This window comes from Kribbella sp. VKM Ac-2569 (assembly GCF_004216905.1).
Classification (GTDB): Bacteria; Actinomycetota; Actinomycetes; order Propionibacteriales; family Kribbellaceae; genus Kribbella.
This window is the reverse complement of record NZ_SGXJ01000001.1, coordinates 225,078-245,703: the sequence shown is the minus strand read 5'-3', so window position 1 is coordinate 245,703 and position 20,626 is coordinate 225,078. Positions and strand designations below refer to the sequence as shown.

The window sequence follows — 20,626 nt, the reverse complement described above, 5'->3', positions numbered from 1 at the left end:
TATCGGAGTATATAGTTGGGTTATGCAACTAGCTCAGCAACCCCTCGTCCCGGGGGTAGAGCGGGATGCGGCCGCCCAGGAGCTGCTCGAAGGAGTCAGCTCCCTGGTGCGCGCCGTGCGGTGTATCGAGCACCGGCACCTGACCGGCGACGGCGGACTGCGCCGTTCCGACGCGAGTGTGCTCAAGGTGCTGATGAAGGACGGCGAGCAGCGCGGCGGCGAGATCGCCGCCAAGCTCGGCGTCGACGCGTCGGTGGTGAGCCGGCAGTTGACCGCGCTGGAAGCCGACGGACTGGTGAGCCGTCGGCCTGACCCGGCCGATGCCCGCGTGGGGCTGGTCAGCCTCTCGTCCCAGGGCAAGGCCCAGCTCGAGGCGCTCTATTCGTCCTACACCCGGCAACTGAGAACCGCCCTTGCGGACCTCGACGACGACGCGATGACCGCGGCCGCAGCCACCATGCAGCGGGTCGCCGGCGCCATCATCGAGGCCAACAAGGTCGTGAGGCGTAACCCCAAGACTGGAGACTGATGACTGTCACCGAGACCCGGCGCCAACTGCCCAGTGCGCCGGAACTCACCCACCGTGAGATCCTCGAGATCCTGATCGGCCTGCTCGCCGCGCTGTTCACGGCGATGCTGAGCTCGACGATCGTCAGCAATGCGCTGCCGACGATCATCGCCGATCTCGAGGGCTCCCAGACGCAGTACACGTGGGTCCTCACCGCGAGCCTGCTGGCCACCACGGTGTCCACCCCGATCTGGGGCAAGCTCTCGGACCTGATGAGCAAGAAACTGCTGGTCCAGCTCGCGATCTCGATCTTCGTGATCGGTTCGGCGCTGGCCGGCCTGTCTCACAACGTGACGTTCCTGATCGGCGCCCGGGTGCTGCAGGGTCTCGCGATGGGCGGTCTGATGGCGCTCGCCCAGGCCATCATCGGCGCCGCGATCCCACCCCGGTCGCGGGGCCGGTACTCCGGCTACATGGGCGCCGTCATGGCGGTCGCGACCGTCAGCGGCCCGCTCATCGGCGGCGTCATCGTCGACACCTCGTGGCTCGGGTGGCGCTGGTGTTTCTACGTCTGCGTCCCGCTGGCCGTGGTCAGCCTGGTGATCCTGCAGAAGTACCTGCACCTGCCGGTACTGAAGCGTGAGGTCCGGATCGACTACCTCGGCGCGGTGCTGATCAGCATCACGGCGAGCCTGCCGCTGCTCTGGGTCACCTTCGCCGGCTCGGACTTCGCCTGGATGTCGTGGCAGTCCGCGTTGTTCGTTGGTGGCACCTTGCTGTTCGGCTTCCTCGCCGTCGTGGTGGAGAACCGGGTGGCCGAGCCGCTGGTCCCGCTGAAGGTCGTGCGGGAGCGGACGACGGCGCTGGCGATCGTCGCCAGCCTCGCGGTCGGCGTCGCGATGTTCGGCAGCGCGCTGTTCCTCGGTCAGTACTTCCAGATCGCCCGCGGCTACAGCCCGACCGAGGCCGGCCTGCTGACGATCCCGATGATGCTCGGTTCGTTCGTCGGCTCGGCGGGCTCCGGTCAACTGATCACCCGCTACGGCAAGTGGAAGCGGTACCTGGTCGCGGGCGGCGTACTGCTGCTCGGCGGTCTGCTGATCCTCGGCACGATCGACCACACCTCGCCGTACTGGTTCGTCGGGCTCGGCATGCTCGCGATGGGCCTCGGCATGGGTATGACGATGCAGAACCTCGTGCTCGCCGTACAGAACACCGTCGACGTCACGCAGATCGGCGCGTCGTCCGCGACCGTCGCGTTCTTCCGCAGCCTGGGTGGTGCGGTCGGTGTCTCCGCACTGGGTGCTGTCCTGGCCGTCCGAGTGAAGGACCTGATCGTCGACGGTCTGCAGGCCAGCGGTCCGGGTGGTGCCGAGGCCGCCAGGAAGTTGCAGGAGGGTGGTTCCGGCGGTACGAGTCTGCTGGACGTCAACCACCTGCCGCCGCAGCTGGCCGAGCTGGTCCGGCACGCGTACGGCGACGCGACCGGTCGGATCTTCCTGATCGCCGCCGCCTGTGCGGTGGTGAGCCTGCTCGCGGTCGTGTTTATCAAGGAGGTCCCCCTCCGTACGACCGTCGCCAAGGTCGACGTGATCGAGGACTAGAGCTCGGGTGGTTCAAGGCCGGATAGTTCGCGGGTGCGGATGATGGGGGAGCCGATCAGCCAGAGTACGGCGAGTAGGCCGCCGGCGGCGGAGACGAGGAGGGTTTCGCGGACACCGATCCAGGTGCCGAGGAACCCTCCGACGACCGCACCGAGCGGCCTGATGCCGTAGTTGATGCTGCTGAACGCACCCGCGACCCGGCTGCGCATGTGGTCGTGGACAACCGCCGCCTGCAGGGAGTTCAGCGGTACGTCGAAGCACATCACCGCGAACGCCCCGATGAACTCGGCCACCGCAAGCAGGACGGCCTTGGCCCAGGTCGGACCGTCGGCCAATGCGGCGATCGCGATCGAGCCCGGAAAAATGATGGCGCCGGCCGCGATCACCGGACCTGCACCGAAGCGGCGGCTGAGCGGAGACGCGGTAACCGCACCGAGCAGACCGCCGGATGCGCCGATCCCGAAGGCCAGACCGATCGTCCCGGCGGACAGCTCGAGGTTCCGGCTCGCGAACAGCACGAGCAATGCTGTGCTCATCAGGTTGAAGAAGTTCACCGTGGTCGCACATCCCAGGCTGCGGCGGATGTACGGGTGCTTGAGCACGTACCGCATCCCGGCGCGGGCCCGGCGAAGCAGCGGCTCGCTCGACTCGTCCGGCACGCTTGGTTCGACCTTCAGCCGGCTGAGCTGTACGGCCGAGATCACGAACGTGAGCGCGTCGACGACGATCGCGACGGGCGCCGTCAGCCACTGCACCAGCAGACCGCCGACAGCCGGCCCGCCCATGAACGAGATCGACCGCGTCGCGGACAGCTTGCTGTTCGCCTCCAGGTACTGGTCCCGATCCACCAGCCGGACGAAGAACGACACATAGGCGGTGGTGAAGACGACATGAGCCGTGCCGGCCAGGATCGCGATCGCATAAAGGTGGCCGAGGGCAAGCAGATCGAACCAGTAGGCGACCGGTAGCGAGAGCAGCACGACACAGCGGGTCAGATCGGCGGCGATCATCAGCGGTCGTTTGTCGCGCCGGCCGTCGACCCAGGTGCCGATGAACAGTGACGCGAGGTTCGGCAGCCACACGGCTGCGGTCAGGAAGCCGACCTGGCTGGGGGAGGCATTGAGCATCGTGACCGCGATCAGCGGCAGGGCGAGCTCGGTGATCCGATCGCCGAACTCGGAGACGCCCTGCGCGGACCAGAACGTTCGAAATCTCCTGTCGCGCCAAAGGCTCGTGGCGGCGAGCGTCTTCATTCGGAATCCAGTGCTTCGGGCAGAGACAGACGGATGTGTCGAACCGGGCGGGCCTCGTCCGGTACCTCGTCGGTGCCGTAGCGCTTGATGTACGGGGCGAGCAGTTGCTCGATCGCCGACTCGATGGCCTCTGCTTCGGCAGTGGTGATGACCAGCAGGGTGTTCGCGGATCCGGCCCGACGGCTCCACTCCGGCTCGAGGTTCGGCTCCGTGTCGACGAGCCAGGTCTGGGCCGCCTCGAGCGCCTGGTTCATGACCTCGGCGCGCAGCAGCCGGCCAGCCTCGGCGCCTTCCGGGGTGTCCGGCATCTCGTACCGGAACCCCTTGGCGACCGCGTACCACCAGCGCTGGCGCCGGTCGGACCCGCTCGGCGGCGGACCGTCGTTGACCAGCCCGAAGCCCGCGAGGTGCCGCAGGTGCCAGCTGGTCACCGAAGGGGAGGCGCCGACGTGCTCGGACAGTTGAGTGGCGGTCGCGGGACCGTGGCGTTGCAGGTAGCTGAGTGCGGCGAGCCGAACCGGGTGAGCCAGCGCCCGCATCGCCTGCGGGTCGGTGATCTCGAAATCGCCGTACGGATTTCTGAGAGACATGTTTCGAGAGTAGTCTCTCAGATCTCTCGAGAGCAAGGGTGGAGCTGCTAACGACAGGAGGTAGTCCGCTCGGGGCGGGCTCCGGATGGGCGTTCAGGCGGGGAACAGCCGGTGGGGAGGCGTCGAGGACGACCACGTCCTGTCGTTACGGACGGTCCGCGTCCAGATGTCGCTGGTTAGGTCTGGGTGCATGCCGGCGTTGGTGTAGAGGGCGACTGCTGGTGTGGGGTTGCCTGCGTCGACGTGGAGGATTGTGCCGGTGCGGCCGGCGGCGGCATCGACTGCGAATGCGTTCTGGAGCAGGAATTTGGCCAGTCCGCGGCCGCGTGCGGACGGTATGACGCCGAGCCGCCCGACGTACCCGCAGTTGTCGGTGCTGACGAAGTTGTGGTTGCACTCGGTCATCCCGACTGCCCGGCCGTCGACCTCGACGACCGTCACCTGCGACCAGTCGAACGTCGACCGGCTCTCCCGCGACGCGGCCCAGTCCTCGAACGGCCGCGGCAGCGTCCCCGGCTGGTCCGCGAAGGCCTCCATCAGTACGCCGTGCGCCGCCCGGCGGCTCGCCTCGTCCGGAGCGCCGCGCCGTACGACGACGCCCTCCGGTACGGCGGGTGGTGGGATCGGGCCGTCGAAGGAGATGCGCATCCGGTGCGTCGACGTACCAACTGCAAACCCGCGGGCAGCGACAACAGCAGCCAGGCGGTCGTCCTGCCTGATGACACCGACCCGCACCACAACCTCGTGCCGGGCGACCTCTGCGGCTCGGTGCTCGACCTGGTCGAGCAGCCAGCTGAGGACGGCCGGGTTCTCGCTGAGGATGTCGAGATTCAGGTGGGTGCCGCCGGTGATCGGGACGGCGGTGGCTGAGCCGGCGAAGTCGCCGTCCGGGCCGAGCACAACCCAGGCGTCGGTCGCCAGGTCGATGCCGGGATCCCGGAGATAGTTGGCGACATCCTCCGGGCTGTGCTTCGGGAAACCGAGCAGCGCCGCCGTGTAGACACCGGACCGCTCCGCGATCAGCGCGGCGTCCTCCTGCCGCATCGGCCGAACGGTGTAGCCGGCGGGCAGGCTCACGCAGCGGTCACCTCGCGCCGCCAGACCTCCATCACCAGGGTGGCCTGCATGCCGACCGACAGGTAGACGCCGAGCGCCGGTGTCGGGTTGTTGGTGTCGACGTGCAGGATCGTGCCGGTCCGCCCGGCGGCCGCGTCGAGCGCGAACTGGTCGCGCAGGAGGAACTTGGCGAGGCCCTTCCCGCGAGCTTTCTCGAGTACGCCGAGCCGGCCGACGTAGCCGCAGTTCTCGTCCTCGACGAACTGGTCGTTGCACAGCTGCATCGCGACCACCTCGCCGTCCAGTTCGAGCACCGTCAGCTGGGACCAGTCGAACGCCGAGAAGTTCTCCAGCGAAGCGTGCCATTCCTCGTACGAGCGCGGCGAGAACCCGAACTGCCCCGCGAAGCTGGCATTCATCACGTCGTGCGCCGCCCGACGGCTCGCCTCGTCCGGGGCACCCCGCCGTACCGTGACTCCGGCCGGAACCGCGGGCGTCGGCACCGTCCCGTCGTGGTCGATGCGCATCCGGTGGAAGATCGTGCCGCGCTCGAACCCGTAGCCGGCGAGGCGTTCCTCGCGGGCCTTGTCGGCCTGGTAGTTGACGATGTCGACCTGCACTGCCGGGTGCCCGTGCTGCGTGGCGATCTCGGCCGCCCGGCGCTCGAGCCGGTCGAGCAGGTAACGCTCCACGACGGGGTCGGTGGTGACGACATCGAGGTCGAGCTGACGATGATCGCCCTTGCCGAAGATCGAGCCGTACCCGACCAGCCGGCCGTCGTCGAACACCAGCCAGCCGTCGGTCACGGGGTCGAAGCCGGGCTCGGTGAGCTCGTCCTGGGCGTCGTCCAGGGTGTAGTCGGCGAAACCGACCACCGAGGTGTTGTAGTCGGACACCAGCTCGAGGACCGCCTGCGCGTCCTCCAGCATCGGCGGACGGACGGTGTAGGCGTCTGGCAGTACGGCGGTCATTCCCACATGGTGATGAACGACCGCCGTACTGTCCAAGGCATTAACAGGCCTTGTCCCACTCCAGCTCACAGGTCGTCTGAGCGGTCCTCAAGGTGGACACGGTCGCGGGCGGCGCTGTGTCGGACCAGGACGCGAGCGTGACGCCGACGGCATCCTCGATCGAGCGCGGGCTGACCAGGTAGTTGTTGCTGATCATCGAGAACACCAGCTTGCGGCCGTCCTTGTTCGTCACGTACCCGGACAGCGAAGTGACGCCGGTGAGCGAGCCGGTCTTGCCGTGCAGGTTGTTGGCCGCTGGTGTGTTCTGCATCCGGCTGCGCAGCGTGCCGCCGACGAACCGCTCCGGGTTCCCCGCGATCGGCAGCGCGTCGTACCACTGCTTCCACCAGGGCTCCTGCTGCGCACCGATCAGTACGTCGGTGATCGAGTCGGCGGTCACGTTCACCTTGCGGGAAAGGCCGGAACCGTCGGAGAGCCGGATGCGGCTGGTGTCGACGCCGATGCTCTTCGCGTAGTCGGTGACCACGCCCAGCCCGGCGGACCAGGAGCCGTCCGCCTCGACGACCGCGCCCATCGCCTTGACGAGCGTCTCGGCGTGCATGTTGTTCGAGAGCTTCAGGAACGGCGTCATCAGTTCGCCGACCGTCATCGACTCATCCCGAGCCAGGCGCGTCGCGCTCGCCGGGGTGGCAGCGTTCTTGATCCCGCCGCTGACCGAGATTCCCTGGGCGGACAACGCGCGCCGGAACACGTCGGCGGCGTACAGCTCGGGCTCCCAGACGGTCACCCACTCCTCACCCGTCGAAGCACCCAGCGGTACCGAGCCGGTCACCCGGACGACATTGGTGCCGTGGTCACGCTCGATGCTCAGCGTGTTCGACGAGCCCGCCGCGCCGGTCGTCGCCGTGTTCACCAGCTTGATCACACCGTTCGCCGGCACGAGATCGAGTTGGACCGGCGCGCCGGCGGCCGCACCGGGTCGGCTCTCGACGATCGCCGTACCGGAGTCGTAGTCCGTGTCCGGGGCGAGGGTGAGCGCGGAGATCTGCGCGTTGTAGTAGAACGGCTCGTCGTCCCAGGCCCAGCTGTCACCGAGACGGACGTGGTCGAAGTACGTGTCGTCGGCGATCAGGTCGCCGTACACCCGCCGTACGCCCGCTGCCTTGAGCTGCTTCGCCAGTGCCGCGTAGTCCGACTCGAGTGCGGTCGGGTCGCCGTACCCCTTGAGATAGAGGTTGCCGAGCAGCTGTCCACCGCGGACGGGTGCGCCGGCGAGTACGTCGGTGTGGAAGCGGTACGACGGGCCGAGGGCGTGCATCGCGGCGGTCGAGCTGAACAGCTTGGTGTTCGACGCGGGCAGCATCCGCTGGCCGCCGTTCCGGTCGTACAGCGTCTCGCCGGTGGTCGCGTCGCGGACCACGAGCGCGACCTGCGATCCGTCGTACCGGCTGTCGTTCAGCAGCCCGTCGAGCCTTTGCTGCAAAGCCGTTGCTTGTACGGCGGTGGGCGCGGCGACGGACTGTGTCACAACCCCACCCACAGCGGCCGCGACCGCAGCAACCGCGGCGACCATCCCTCTCGGTAAACGACTCACGAGACACTCCCTCACCCCTGGCGGAAACCAACTAGCGGGAGTCAACACCTCGCAGTCCCTCGGGTCCAGGGATCGGTGCAATTGAAGAAAGAAGAGGTGGAGGGGTGATATTCAGGTGAATCGATGGAAAAGTTCCTCTCACAGGTATCCGCCCCCACCTGAGGAGTCACACATGCGACGACTTCTGGCGGCCGCTCTGGCCGTCTTCAGCCTCTCCGCCTTCCTGTCGCCCGCGGTCCACGCCGCGACCACAGCGGCGGTCTTCCCGAGCGAGATCATCGGCGAGAACTTCCCCGACCCGGACGTCTTCGAGCAGAACGGCACCTGGTACGCGTACGCGACCAACGGCAGCCGCGGCACCCTCCCGGTCGCGACCGCCCCGAGCGCGAACGGGCCGTGGACGGTCCGCGGCGACGCGATGCCCGGCGGCCCGTCCAGCGCCTGGGCCCAGCCCGGCCGCACCTGGGCGCCGGACGTCTACCCGAACTCCGACGGCACCTACACCCTCACCTACACCGCCTGGCACAAAGCCTCCGGCCGCCAGTGCATCGGCGTCGCCACCGCCACGAATCCGCTCGGCCCGTTCCAGCCGGTCGGTACGGCGCCGTTGATCTGCCCGCTCGACCTGGGCGGCGCGATCGACGCGAACACGTTCGTGGCGAACGACGGCACCCGGTATCTCGTCTGGAAGAACGACGGCAACGCCATCAGCCAGCCGTCGACGCTCTGGCTGACCCGTACGGCGAACAACGGTCAGAGCCTGGTCGGCGGCAACACCGCGATGCTCACGTCGAGCGGTGTGATCGAGGCGCCGGATCTCGTCCAGCGCGGCAGCCAGTACGTCCTGTTCTTCTCCGGCGGCGGCTACAACGACTGCAACTACCTGACGTCGTACGCGACCTCGACGAGTCTGAGCGGGCCGTGGACCACGGCGTACCGGCCGTTGATGACGACGGCGACGTTCGACAGCCACGTCTGCGGGCCGGGTGGCGCGGACTTCGTCGGGGACAAGGTGTTCGTCCACGGCTGGGTGAACGGCGGGCGGCACCTGTACGTCGCTGACGTCGGGTGGGCCAACGACTACCCGGTGGTGCGCGGGAGCCGGGTCCGGTACGAGGCGGAGCGCGGGACGCTGAACAACTGCGTCGTACGGTCCAACGCGGCCGGCGCGTCCGACGGGAAGGTGGTCGCGTACATCGACTACGCCGACTCGTGGGTGGAGAACACGGTGTTCGCGCCGGTTGCGGGCGGCTACACGCTGCACGTCGGGTACGCCAACGGTTCGGCATCCACGGCGAGCCACGGTCTCGTTGTCAACGGCAACAACGCCGGGTCGGTCAGCTATCCGGTCACCGGCTGGGACAACTGGCAGCAGAGCTCGGTCTCCGTCACGCTCAACGCCGGCTGGAACACGATCCGTCTGACGAAGGGCGACCTGTACACGGAGGTCGACTACCTCGAGGTGCAGTAGATCCGTCTGCGTGACCCCGTACTCTCGTACCTGCACGGCGAGACGGAACGGGGAGCAAGAAGCAGGCGATGGCGAAACCACCAGAACAGGTGTCCGAGAACCGGCGTGGACGTCCGGTGTGGCTGGACCTGCGCCGCACCGGACGCGGCCTGCAGGCGATGTTCGTCGGCGGCCTGCTGTCACTGATCTCGCTGGTGATCACGTTCTGGCTGCTCCCGCAGATCAGCAGCGACGGCCGGCTCCCGATCCTCCGGTTGGTCGTCCTGCTGGCGGTGTTCTCGGTGCTGATCCGCTGGATCCTCGCCGGGATCGCGGTGCTGATCGGGTCGCTCGGCGTCCTGGTCGGTGGCCTGCTGTCGCAGTTCGGGGTCGTATACCTCGCGATCACCGTCGATCCCGGCGTGAACCTGCACGGCGGCGTCGAGGCGCCGCTGATGGTCTCGATCGTGATGTCCTCGGTGAGCGCCTTCGTCGGCTGGGTCGCGTACGCGGGCAGTGACGACGCGTACGTCGCGGAGGTGATGCGGGGCGTGCACCGCCGCGCCCGGCGGATCCAGCCCGCGCCGAAGACCGGGATGCTGATCATCCAGATCGACGGCCTGTCCGCGCCGCTGCTGAACTGGATGGTGCTGGCCGGCAACCTGCCGAACCTCGGCGGCTGGATCCGGGACGGCAAGCACTCGATGCTCGCCTGGCACACCGGCGTACCGGCCACCACGCCGGCCAGCCAGGCCGGGATCCTGCACGGCGGCTCCCGGCACATCCCGGCGTTCCGGTGGTACGAGAAAGAGACCGGCCGGGTGATGGTCACCAACCGCGGCCGGGACGCGGCGGAGATCGAGGCCCGGATGTCCACCGGCCGCGGCCTGCTCGCGGACGGCGGCGTCAGCATCAGCAACAACTGGTCCGGTGACGCGGACCGGTGCGAGCTGGTGTTCAGCCGGGCCGGCCTGCCGAACAGCCGCAGCCGCGGCTACGTCCGGTTCTTCTCCAGTCCGCAGGGCGCCACCCGCGGTCTGGTGCTGTGTGTTGCCGAGATGGTGAAGGAGTTGCACCAGGCCAGGCGACAGCGGGTCCGCCACCTGGTTCCGCGGGTCAAGCGGGGTGGGTCGTACATCTTCCTGCGGGCGATCAGCAACGTCCTGCTCCGCGACCTGAACGTCTCGCTGATCACCGACGAGCTGGTGAAGGGCACGCCGGCCATCTACTGCGACTTCGTCGACTACGACGAGGTCGCGCACCACGCCGGCCCGACCCGCGCCGAGTCGCTGCAGACCCTCGAAGGTCTCGACCGGGTGCTCGGCGCGCTGCAGCGGATCATCGAGATCCTCCCGCACTCGTACGAGATCGTCGTGCTGTCGGATCACGGCCAGAGTCAGGGCGCGACGTTCCTGCAGCGCTACGGCCGGACGCTCGCCGAGGTGGTCGACGACCTCGTCGACACCGCCAAGGAGCCGGTCGCGGCGGTCGGCAAGTCCGAGGGCTGGGGCCCGGTGAACGCGTTCCTGACCGAGCTGAGCATGCGCCGGAGCGTGGCCGGAACCGTCACCCGGAAGGCGCTGCACGTGAAGACCGGCGAGGTCGAACTCGGCCCGAAGGACTGCGAGCCGAAGATCGCCGCGGACGAGCAGATGGTCGTCACCGCGTCCGGCAACCTGGCGCTGATCTACCTCGCGACGACGCCCGGCCGGGTGCCGCTGGAGGAGATCGAGCTGCTGCACCCGAAGCTGATCCCGGGTCTCGCGACCCATCCCGGGATCGGGTTCGTCGTGGTCGACTCGCTCGCCGAGGGACCGGTCGCGATCGGACGGGCCGGGGTCCGGGTCCTGCGTTCCGGCCGGGTGGAAGGTGAGGACCCATTGTCGGCGTACGGCGAACTCGCGGCGCCGTCGTTGCTCCACCAGGCGGAGATGCCGCACAACGGTGACCTGGTGGTGGTCAGCCGGCTGGACGAGTACACCCACGAGGTGGCGGCGTTCGAGGAACTGGTCGGATGCCACGGCGGGATCGGCGGCTGGCAGACCGAGGCGGTCCTGGTGCACCCGAGTCGCTGGGTGCTGAGCGAGCCTCCCGTAGGCTCCGACGCGGTCCACGAAGTGCTCATCAGCTGGCTGGAGAAGCTGGGGCAGCGCAAGGACCTGCCGGTCGAGTCGAAGGTGGAGGCCTGACGCGTGCGAGTGACCTGGTGGGGGCACGCCACCACCACGATCGAGGCGAACGGCACGCGGGTCCTCACCGACCCGGTGCTGACCTCGCGGATCGCGCACCTGCGCCGCCGCCGCGGACCGACGCCGTCAGTGGAGGCAGGGCAGTGCGACGCGGTCCTGATCTCGCATCTGCATGCGGACCACCTGCACCTCACGTCGCTGCCGTTCATCGCGCCGGACGCGGCGTTGATCGTGCCGCGCGGTGCCGCCAAGCTCATTCATGCCGACCGCGGGCCGACGTACTCGGACCGCTGCATCGAGGTTGCGCCCGGCAATCAAGTCCGGATCGGGTCGCTCGAGATCACCGCCGTCACGGCCCACCACGACGAGCGGCGGCTGCCGTGGTCGTCGTACGCCGCCCAGCCGCTCGGGTACCGGGTCGACGGCTCGTCGAGTGTCTGGTTCGCGGGCGACACCGATCTGTACGACGACCTCGCGGCCGAGACCGGTGCGATCGATCTCGCGCTGGTGCCCGTGGGTGGATGGGGACCGTCGCTCGGTCCGGGGCACCTGGACCCGGTTCGCGCCGCCGAGGCGGTACGGCGGGTCGGTGCGTCGACGGCGGTGCCGGTACATTTCGGGACGTTCTGGCCGATCGGCCTCGACTGGGTCAAACCGGAGCTGTTCCTGCCACCGGGGGACAGGTTCAAGGCGGCGATGACCGAGGTGGATCCCGCGGTGAAGGTGGAGGTTCTGGTGCCGGGCGAGTCGATCGAGGTGCCTGCGTGACAGGCGACACCAAGTTCGATCTCTGGTACTTGTTCGCGCTCGCCGGAGCGGTCCTGATCGGGGCGGTGCTGCCCGTCTTGCCGACCGGCGCCGCGGTGTCGGCCGGCGCCGTACTGGCGTCGCACAGCAATCCGATCGGGCTGGTCGGCGTACTGATCGCGGGTGCGGCCGGGGCGTACATCGGCGACCTGATCGTGTACGCCGGATGCCGGTTCGGTGGTGAACGGCTGGCGAAGCGGATCGGGTGGTTGCGCGACAACGCGTCGCTGGACGCCCTCCGGGAGCGGTTGGCCGAGCACGAGATCAGCGTGCTGCTCACGTCCCGGCTGATCCCGGGCGGCCGCGTCCCGGTGCTGCTCGCGGCCGGGCTCGCCGGGTACAAGTGGGAGCGGTTCGCGCTCGTCGACCTGTTCGCGTCGTCGCTGTGGGCGGCGGTCTACATGGCGATCGGACTGCTCGGCTACGCGCTCTTCGACGAGCCGTGGCAGGGCGTGGTGGCAGCGATCGTGCTGGTCATCCTCACCACCGTTGTCAGCAGCCTGATCCAGCGCGCCCGGCGTAAATCACACTCCGAATGACGCGTTGCGGAGCCGCTCGACCGACTCCGCGTCGCCGTCCAGCTGTACGTCGGCCACCTGTTGCCGCCCGAAGCAGAACAGCACCAGTTCGCCGGGCTCGCCCGTCACGGTGACGGAACCGTTCTCGTTCGGCCGCTTCACGACGGACGTCGTACCGTCGGGCCGTTTGAGCACCAGGCCGCTCGGCGCCTTCCGCATCATCGTCTTCGCCGCCAGCCGGACCGCCTTCCACAGGGCGTCCTGCTGCTCGGCGGGAAGGTCGCGGACGTCGTACGACGCCTGCGCGCGGCGGACGTCGTCGTGGTGGACGAAGTACTCCGTCGTGTTGAGTTGGTGCCCGAGCTTCGGCAGGGCGTAGATCGAGACCGGCGGCGGACCGTTGCGTACCTTGCCGACGACCTCCGCGAAGCCGTAGCGCTCCTTGACCCGCTGCATCCGTCTCTCGGTGGTGTCCGCGAGCGCCGGGATCATGATCCCGGGGCCCGCCATCGGGTCCGCCTCCCGGACGTACAGGTGGACTGCGAGGTCGTAGGCGTCCCAGCCGTCACACAGCGTCGGAGCGGCGGGGCCGACTTCCTCGAACAGATCACACAGAGCGAGTCGTTCTACCCGGCTGTAGTCGGTCACAACTCGATCGTAGTTGTCGGGAGGGAATGGCAGAATGTCAATCGTTGTCATGCCTGTGTCCCGTGTATGCACCTGACTGCCCTGGAGTGTGTCTTGCCTGTCCCGACTGCGCCATCTGGGAGGCGACCCCCAGGCCCCCGCGTCCCAGACAAGGGCGGCGTCACCCGGAGAGGTTTCGGGGTGTTGCGGGTCGCGATCTGGGAGGAGCCGGGCGTTTTCGCGCTGTCCGTGCTCGCCGCCATGCTGTACGGCGCGATGACCGTGGCCGGCGGCTGGGCGCTCGGCTGGTCCACGGATCACCTGATCCGCCCGTCGTTCGAGCGCGGTGACACCACCGGCGGCACGATCGCGGCGCTGATCTCGCTGTTCATGGGAATCGCGATCCTGAACGCGATCGGCGTCGTCGGACGGCGGCTCGGAGCTGGTGTCATGCAGTTCCGCCTGCAGGCGACGTACCGCCGCCGGGTCACCCGGCAGTACCTGAAGCTGCCGCTGGAGTGGCACCACCAGCACTCGACCGGCATGTTGCTGTCGAACGCCAACGCCGACGTGGAGTCGACCTGGTTCGTGATCGCGCCGCTGCCGATGGCGATCGGCGTCATCGCGATGCTGGTGTTCGCGACCATCGCGATGTTCGCGGCCGACGTCTGGCTGGCGCTGGTGGGCTGCCTGGTGTTCCCGCTGGTGTTCGTCGCGAACGTGATCTTCCAGCGGTACCTGCAGCCGCTCGCGACCCGGGCGCAACAGCTCCGCGCGGACGTCTCCGAGGTCGCGCACGAGTCGTTCGACGGCGCGCTGGTGGTGAAGACACTCGGCCGGGAGGCCGCCGAGACGGAGCGATTCCGCACGCCGACGTACGCGCTCCGGGACGCCAACATCGCGGTGAACAAGGCCCGCGGCATGTTCGACCCGGTGATCGACGGCCTGCCCAGACTCGGCGTCCTCGCGGTGCTGCTGGTCGGCGTCGGGCGGGTGCGGTCCGGTGGCGCGGACGCGGGCGACGTGGTCCAGGTGGCGTTCCTGTTCACGCTGATCGGCTTCCCGATCCGGGCGCTCGGCTGGGTGCTCGGTGAGCTTCCGCGGTCGGTCGTCGGATGGGACCGCGTGCAGCGGGTGCTGACGGCTGAAGGCGGGACGGAGTACGGCGAGGCGCGGTTGACGTCGACGAAGGCGGCCCGGCTACAGGTCGCCGGCGTCCGGTTCGGGTACCTGCCGGAGCGCGACGTACTCGCCGGCGTGGACTTCACGATCGAGCCCGGCCGGACCGTTGCGGTCGTCGGCCCGACGGGGGCCGGGAAGTCGACGATGACGACGCTTTTGACCCGGCTCGTCGACCCGGAGCAGGGTGCGGTGAAGATCGACGGGATCGACCTGCGGGACCTGGCGCGCGACGAGCTCGCCGGATCGGTCGCGCTGGTGGCGCAGACCGCGTTCCTGTTCGACGACACGATCCGCGGCAACATCACGCTCGGCGGGGACTACAGCGACGACGACGTGTGGGACGCGCTGCGGATCGCGCAGGGCGACGGCTTCGTGAAGGCATTGGGCGACGGGCTGGACACCAAGGTCGGCGAGCGCGGTACGACGCTGTCCGGCGGGCAGCGGCAGCGGATCGCGCTGGCGCGGGCCCTGGTACGGCGGCCGCGGTTGCTGATCCTCGACGACGCGACGAGCGCGGTGGACCCGCAGGTCGAGGCGCGGATCCTGGCCGGGCTGCGCTCCGCCGTACAGGAGGACTCCGGGGCGGCGACGACCGTGCTGGTGATCGCGTACCGGAAGGCGACGATCTCGCTCGCCGACGAGGTGTTGTTCCTCGACGAAGGCCGGATTCAGGCGCACGGAACGCACACCGAACTGCAGGCTTCGACGGCGGCCTATCGGGACCTGGTCGACGCGTACGAGAAGGACGCCGAGCGCCGCCAGGAAGAGGCGGAACTTGACGAGGAAGAGGTATCAGCGTGAGCGCGGCGGAAGCGTCCCGGCTTGACCATGGCGACAACGCGGGTGGGTTGCAGACCCTGAAGGACGGCCTGAAGGTCTCGCCCGAGCTCGCGCGTGGGTGGTGGCTGACCGGGCTCCTCGCGCTGACGATGACCGGCGGACGGATCGTCGTACCGATCGCCGTGCAGCAGACGATCGACAAGGGCCTGTCCGGCGCGGGCGGTCCGGACATGTCGTACGTCGCCTGGATGTGCCTGATCTGCGCGCTGGGCGTGATCCTCACCGCGGGAGCGTCGTACTTGACGACCGTGCGGCTCGCGGTCAACTCGGAGCACGGGCTGGCGACGATGCGAATCAAGGCGTTCCGGCACGTGCACGACCTGCCGGTGCTGACCCAGAGCACCGAGCGGCGCGGGGCGCTGGTCAGCCGGGTCACGTCGGACGTGGACACGGTGTCGCAGTTCCTACAGTTCGGCGGGTTCATCTTCCTGGTCAGCATCGGGCAGATGGTGCTCGCGACGGTCGTGATGTTCTTCTACTCGTGGCAGCTCGCGCTGGTCGTGCTGGCCTGCTTCATCCCGCTGTTCGCCAGCCTGAAGTACCTGCAGCGCGCGATGTCGAAGGCGTACGGCGTGGTGCGGGCGAAGGTCGGCGAGATGCTGTCCGCGATCGCGGAGCCGGTGGTCGGCGCGCAGGTGGTCCGCTCGTACGCGATCGAGCAGCGCACACAGGACCGGATCGACGCGTCGATCGAGGACTACCGGCATACGGCGACGAGGGCACAGGCGCTCACCGGTGTGACGTTCTCGATCGGTGGTCTGGCCGCCGGTCTCGCGAACGCCGGCGTCCTGACGGTCGGCGTACTGCTCGGCATCGACAAGCAGGCGACGCTCGGTGAGCTGCTGGCGTTCATGTTCCTGGTGGCGCTGTTCTCGGACCCGGTGCAGATCGCCACGCAGGTGCTGACCGACGCGCAGAGTGCGTTCGCCGGATGGCGGCGGGTGCTCGGCGTGATCGCGACGCCGGCCGACGTCGCGGACCCGGGCGAGGACGGCGTGAAACAGGCGCGCGGGCCGGTCACGGTCGAGTTCGACGACGTGGATTTCGCTTATCCGGAAGGCGAATTGGTGCTGCGCGACGTCGACGTACGGATCGAACCGCACCGGCGGGTCGCGGTGGTCGGGGAGACCGGGTCCGGCAAGACGACGTTCGCGAAGTTGCTGACGCGGTTGATGGATCCGACATCCGGGGCGGTGCGGCTGGACGGGGTGGACGCTCGCGAGATTTCGTTCGAGTCGCTGCGGGAGCGGGTCGTGATGGTGCCGCAGGACGGGTACCTGTTCGACGCGTCGCTGGCGGAGAACGTGCGGTTCGGGCGGCCCGAGGTGACGGACGCGGAGCTGGTCACGGCGTTCGAGTCGCTGGGGCTGACGGATTGGCTGGAGTCGTTGCCGGACGGGCTGCAGTCGCCGGTCGGTCAGCGCGGCGAGTCGCTGTCGGCGGGGGAGCGGCAGTTGGTGGCGTTGGTACGCGCGAACATCGCCGATCCGGACCTGCTCGTGCTCGACGAGGCGACGTCAGCGGTCGACCCCGGCACGGAGGTGCGGGTGAACGCGGCACTGGAGCGTTTGATGTCCGGCCGTACGTCGGTCACCATCGCGCACCGCCTGTCGACGGCCGAGGCGGCCGACGAAGTGCTGGTCTTCGACGAGGGCGAGATCGTGGAACGCGGCCCGCACGCCGAACTCGTCAATGCAGGCGGGGTCTACACCCGGCTGCACGACAGCTGGATCGCCCAGCGCAGCGCTCTCTAACACGGACCGAGGAACGGGAAGTCACTACCCGTTCCTCGGTACGCACCAAACGTTGTTGCTCAGGGGGTCGGGGCTGCGCCATTGCTCGGGCCCGGCTGCGGTACCAGCAGGAACTCGACACCGCCCTTGTCGTCGACCGCCGCGTCCAGGATCTTGTCGTCGAGCGCGTTCGCGGCGTTCTGCTCGAGGAAGACCCGGGCACCCGCCTCCTCGACGACCTGGTCACCCGGTTGCGGAGCCTCGGTCGTGGTCACCGCGAGCGCCGGATCCGCCGGGTTCTCCTGCGAGATCCGCACCCCGGCCCCGTCCGGCGCGCCCTCGACCCCGGTGATGCTCTTGATCACCAGCGTCGCGTTCTCAGTCAGGGTCAGCACAGCCACTCCATCCGTCGATTGTCACTAGCCCACGCCCCGTGCCCGACCACCGAAATCACAAACCTTCCTTGAGCACCCACCAACCACGGACGCGCCTCGAAACTGGTTGATCCGTGCTCAAGGTCACGCGGCATCCACGGTCGGCGGCGGAGCGGTACGCCAGTGGGGCGGCTCGGTGTGACGGGCCTCGCCGCGCGCGAAGGCCGCTCGGAAGCGATCGATCAGATCCGACCTCGGATCGACCACGTCCTCCCAACCGAAGTGAACGAGTTCGACTCCACGGTCACTGAGCCGCTGGTCACGCCGGTGGCTCCTGCGCAGCAGACGCCGACGCTCCTCCGGGCTGCTCGCTTCGTACTTCGCAAGCCCGTCCGCCTCCCCGACCGTGCGGAACCAGGGCCACCAGAAGTCCACCCGCTCGAGCATCCAGTCGAAGCCGTCGAAGAACTGCACCTGGAGAACGGGAGAAGGCAGACCGGCGGCCGCGAACCTGGCCCGGGCGATCGACTCCAAAGGGGACTCCGACGCGGGGTCGCCGAACGCGATGGCCGACAGCGCTCGCCGGATGCCGGGCCAATGCTGCTGGCGTTCGGCAACCGCGTGCAGCTCCTCCATCGTTGTGCCGGCCCGCAATGCGCCGTCGACAGTGACAATCGACTCGCGCAGCGGCAGCTCGCGGGCCAGGTCGACCACGGTCCTGGCGACGCGGGTGACGGGCAACCAACCGTGACCTGCGAGATCAGCAGCCGTCAGGCCGGCACGCCGTACGACGATGTCCGCGCGTCGCTGATTGCGCGGGGCCTCCGGTGGGCGGGTCAGCCACGCGGCATCGATCGGGGCGCCACCCGGGCGGACGCCGTCGGACCACACCGGGATGCCTGCGAGCCGGGCGGCGCTGAAATGACTCACGACCGAGCCCGGGTACGCCGCATGTGCACAGGCGATCGCCGCGAGTTGCTCGTCGAGACGCCCGTCGACATAACGGCCATGGTGGTGTCGCAGAGCGCCACGCCGTACCAGTCGCCGGAGGTCGGCGTCACCGAGCCCGAGCTCACGCAGGACCGCGCGCCGCTGCGGAGTCCGCGCAACCACAGCCAGCCGCTCCCGCACGTCGTACCCAAGCCGATCCATCCACCAACCCTCCCTCCTCCCCACCCCGCCCCGCATCCCGCTACCCACCGCCCTGTGGAAAACGTCTTTGAGCACGGGCCAACCAAATCTCGCGACGGATTTTGGTTGGTGGAGGCTCAAAGTGGGGGTGACGTGGTTGGTGCGGGCTCAAAGTGGGGTGCGGGGTGGCGGGGGGATGGTGTGTGATCGGGGGATGGGTATTGAGATGGGTACGGCGGGGGTTGGGGAGTTGGGGGATGTTGTTGGGGTGCTGCGGGAGTGGCAGCGGGAGGGGGTGGCGTCGCAGTTGCATCCGGGGGATCTCGGGTGGTTCTGGCGGTTCGGGGAGGATCGGACGGCGGCGGCGACGCGGATCTGGCGGCGGGGCGGGGAGATCGTCGCGATCGGGATGCTCGACGAGCCGGACTGGCTGCGGATGTCGATCGCGCCGGACCTGCAGCGTGACGAGGAGCTGGCGCAGCGGATCGCCGAGGACGTGTCGGTGCCCGCGAGGGGTGTGCTGATCGAGGGCAAGGTGTACGTCGAGACGCCGATGGGAGCGCTCGTCCAGGACCTGCTGTTCAAGGATGGCTGGAACGCGGACGCGCCGTGGGTCCCGGTGTGGCGCGACCTGACCGACCCGGTGCCGGATCCGGGTGTCCGGATCGACGTGATCGGCGCGGAGGAGGCCCACGAGCGGACCGCCGTACAGCGGGCGTCGTTCGACGGGTCGACGTTCACCGACGACCGCTGGTTCGCGATGGCCGACGGCCTGCCGTACGCCGACGCGCGCGATCTCGTGCTCCGCAACGACCTCGGCGAATCGGTTGCCGCCGCCACCGTGTGGTCGGCCGGCGAGGGACGCCCCGGCTACATCGAGCCGATGGGCGTCCACCGCCTGCACCGCGGCCGCGGGTACGGCACCGCGATGGTCCTCGGTTGCGCCCGCACACTCCAGGAGATGGGCTCGTCCAGCGTCTACACGGTCACCCCGGCAACGAACGTCGGCGCCGTCGCGACGTACCAGGCCGCCGGGCTCGAACCCCAGGACGAGATCCGCTCCCAGTACCGGGACGCCTAAGCAGTCGCTGCGTCGTCCGCGGCGCGGAGAACGCGCAGGATGTTGCCTCCGGCAAGTTTGCCGAGCTCCTCGTCGCTCCAGCCGCGGTCGGCCAGCGCGCTGAACAACACCGGGTACGACGCCACGTCCGGCAGCTCGACCGGGAACTCCGGGCAGCCGTCGTAGTCGCCGCCCAGACCGATGTGGTCGACGCCCGCCACCTCGCGGACGTGCTCGACATGCTCGACCACGTCCGCGAGCGTGATCTCCGGCCGCGGAACGCCGTACATCGACTCGACCTTCTCGCGATGCTCGCTTCCCTCGAGGCCGTGCTCTTTCGCCAGCGCGTGCATCCCGTCGAGCCAGTCGACGTACGCCTGCGAGACGAAGTACGGCACGAACGTCACCATGCAGACGCCGTCGTTGCCGGTCAGCGTCTCGAGGACGTCGTCCGGCGCGTTCCGCGGTACGTCGCAGACCGCACGCGAGGACGAGTGGCTGAAGATTACCGGCGCGGTCGTCACCCGGAGCGCGTGCCGCATGGTGTCCGCGGAGACGTGCGAGAGGTCGACCAGCATGCCGATCCGGTTCATCTCCCGGACGACGTCCTCGCCGAACTCGTTCAGCCCGCCGAGCACCGGCTCGTCCGTGGCCGAGTCCGCCCAGGACACGTTGTTGTTGTGGGTCAGCGTCATGTACCGCACGCCGAGCGCGCGCATCACCCGCAGCACGCCGAGCGACTCACCGATCGAGTGGCCGCCCTCCATCCCCATCAGCGACGCGACCCGGCCGGCCTTGATCGCCGCGTCCACGTCGTCGGCCGACGAGGCGAGCTGCAGGTCCGACGGGAACCGCTCGACGAGCCGCCGGACGAAGTCGAGTTGCTCGAACGTACGCCGTACCGCGTGCTCGTCCTGCGGCACCCACAGGGACCAGAACTGCGCACCCACGTGGCCCGCGCGCAGCCGCGGGAGGTCCGTGTGGAGCTGCGGCACCGGGCCGGCCAGGTCGTACGCGTCCAGGTCGTACCCGCACAGCCCGTAGAACGCGATCGGCAGGTCGTTGTGCCCGTCGATCACCGGATGCTCCGCCAGCAACGCCTCGATCCGACTCATTGGGTCATCTTCGCAAGTTCGGGA

The 20,626-nt window shown here is 68.9% G+C and carries 18 protein-coding genes; 9 read left to right on the top strand and 9 right to left on the bottom strand.

All coding sequences use genetic code 11. The annotated features are described in order from the left end of the window. Positions 1-22: 22 nt before the first annotated feature. Both EV649_RS01115 and EV649_RS01110 read left to right on the top strand, forming a co-directional pair. The gene (locus tag EV649_RS01115) at positions 23-529 is read left to right on the top strand and encodes a MarR family transcriptional regulator (RefSeq protein WP_130379566.1); all 507 of its coding nucleotides are present in this window, start codon (positions 23-25) and stop codon (positions 527-529) included. Continuing rightward, complete coding sequence (locus EV649_RS01110; RefSeq protein WP_130379564.1) at positions 529-2,112, top strand: MDR family MFS transporter; 1,584 nt, start codon at positions 529-531, stop codon at positions 2,110-2,112. Before EV649_RS01115 ends, EV649_RS01110 begins: the two co-directional genes overlap by 1 nt. Here EV649_RS01110 and EV649_RS01105 read toward each other — a convergent pair. The 5 genes from EV649_RS01105 to dacB all read right to left on the bottom strand — a co-directional run bounded on the left by EV649_RS01105 (position 2,109) and on the right by dacB (position 7,576). Then, entirely contained in the window at positions 2,109-3,365 is a 1,257-nt protein-coding gene (locus EV649_RS01105; RefSeq protein ID WP_130379562.1) for an MFS transporter, read from the bottom strand. The genes EV649_RS01110 and EV649_RS01105 overlap by 4 nt on opposite strands. Then, entirely contained in the window at positions 3,362-3,955 is a 594-nt protein-coding gene (locus tag EV649_RS01100) for an ArsR family transcriptional regulator (protein WP_130379560.1), read from the bottom strand. The genes EV649_RS01105 and EV649_RS01100 overlap by 4 nt, the downstream gene beginning before the upstream one ends. Before the next feature lie 93 nt (positions 3,956-4,048). Continuing rightward, positions 4,049-5,032, bottom strand: coding sequence for a GNAT family N-acetyltransferase (locus tag EV649_RS01095; protein WP_241997642.1), 984 nt, complete (start codon positions 5,030-5,032; stop codon positions 4,049-4,051). Further along, complete coding sequence (locus EV649_RS01090) at positions 5,029-5,982, bottom strand: GNAT family N-acetyltransferase (RefSeq protein ID WP_130379558.1); 954 nt, start codon at positions 5,980-5,982, stop codon at positions 5,029-5,031. Before EV649_RS01090 ends, EV649_RS01095 begins: the two co-directional genes overlap by 4 nt. Before the next feature lie 40 nt (positions 5,983-6,022). Beyond that, positions 6,023-7,576, bottom strand: a complete 1,554-nt coding sequence (gene dacB, locus EV649_RS01085; protein ID WP_241997641.1) for a D-alanyl-D-alanine carboxypeptidase/D-alanyl-D-alanine-endopeptidase — start codon at positions 7,574-7,576, stop codon at positions 6,023-6,025. A 172-nt stretch (positions 7,577-7,748) separates the two neighbouring features. Between dacB and EV649_RS01080 the strand changes: the two genes are divergently transcribed. From EV649_RS01080 to EV649_RS01065, 4 genes are all read left to right on the top strand, one after another. Further along, positions 7,749-9,047 (top strand): family 43 glycosylhydrolase, encoded by a 1,299-nt coding sequence (locus tag EV649_RS01080; RefSeq protein ID WP_130379556.1) that lies wholly within the window; start codon positions 7,749-7,751, stop codon positions 9,045-9,047. 68 nt (positions 9,048-9,115) lie between these two features. Further along, complete coding sequence (locus tag EV649_RS01075; protein ID WP_130379554.1) at positions 9,116-11,215, top strand: alkaline phosphatase family protein; 2,100 nt, start codon at positions 9,116-9,118, stop codon at positions 11,213-11,215. Positions 11,216-11,218: 3 nt separating this feature from the next. Beyond that, positions 11,219-11,983 carry an MBL fold metallo-hydrolase gene (locus tag EV649_RS01070; RefSeq protein WP_130379552.1) on the top strand — a complete coding sequence of 255 codons (765 nt, stop codon included), beginning with the start codon at positions 11,219-11,221 and terminating at the stop codon, positions 11,981-11,983. Further along, complete coding sequence (locus EV649_RS01065; protein WP_130379550.1) at positions 11,980-12,561, top strand: VTT domain-containing protein; 582 nt, start codon at positions 11,980-11,982, stop codon at positions 12,559-12,561. Before EV649_RS01070 ends, EV649_RS01065 begins: the two co-directional genes overlap by 4 nt. On the opposite strand, the gene EV649_RS01060 is transcribed toward EV649_RS01065, so the two are convergent. Further along, a complete protein-coding gene (locus tag EV649_RS01060; protein ID WP_130379548.1) occupies positions 12,547-13,188 on the bottom strand; it encodes a TIGR03085 family metal-binding protein in 642 nt (213 codons plus the stop codon). The two genes, EV649_RS01065 and EV649_RS01060, sit on opposite strands and share 15 nt — an antisense overlap. A 180-nt stretch (positions 13,189-13,368) precedes the next feature. On the opposite strand from EV649_RS01060, the gene EV649_RS01055 reads away from it, so the two are divergent. After that, entirely contained in the window at positions 13,369-15,150 is a 1,782-nt protein-coding gene (locus EV649_RS01055; protein WP_241997640.1) for an ABC transporter ATP-binding protein, read from the top strand. Further along, positions 15,147-16,943 (top strand): ABC transporter ATP-binding protein, encoded by a 1,797-nt coding sequence (locus EV649_RS01050; RefSeq protein ID WP_130379544.1) that lies wholly within the window; start codon positions 15,147-15,149, stop codon positions 16,941-16,943. The genes EV649_RS01055 and EV649_RS01050 overlap by 4 nt, the downstream gene beginning before the upstream one ends. Before the next feature lie 59 nt (positions 16,944-17,002). Here EV649_RS01050 and EV649_RS01045 read toward each other — a convergent pair whose 3' ends face one another. Next, positions 17,003-17,317: a Fe-S cluster assembly protein HesB gene (locus tag EV649_RS01045; protein ID WP_130379542.1), complete on the bottom strand. Its 315-nt coding sequence runs from the start codon at positions 17,315-17,317 to the stop codon at positions 17,003-17,005. A gap of 123 nt (positions 17,318-17,440) precedes the next feature. Continuing rightward, the gene (locus EV649_RS01040; protein ID WP_130379540.1) at positions 17,441-18,448 is read right to left on the bottom strand and encodes a hypothetical protein; all 1,008 of its coding nucleotides are present in this window, start codon (positions 18,446-18,448) and stop codon (positions 17,441-17,443) included. A gap of 193 nt (positions 18,449-18,641) precedes the next feature. Between EV649_RS01040 and EV649_RS01035 the strand changes: the two genes are divergently transcribed. Next, positions 18,642-19,508 (top strand): GNAT family N-acetyltransferase, encoded by an 867-nt coding sequence (locus EV649_RS01035; protein WP_130379538.1) that lies wholly within the window; start codon positions 18,642-18,644, stop codon positions 19,506-19,508. Here the strand turns inward: EV649_RS01035 and EV649_RS01030 are convergent. Further along, entirely contained in the window at positions 19,505-20,602 is a 1,098-nt protein-coding gene (locus EV649_RS01030; RefSeq protein ID WP_130379536.1) for a dipeptidase, read from the bottom strand. The genes EV649_RS01035 and EV649_RS01030 overlap by 4 nt on opposite strands. Positions 20,603-20,626: the final 24 nt, after the last annotated feature.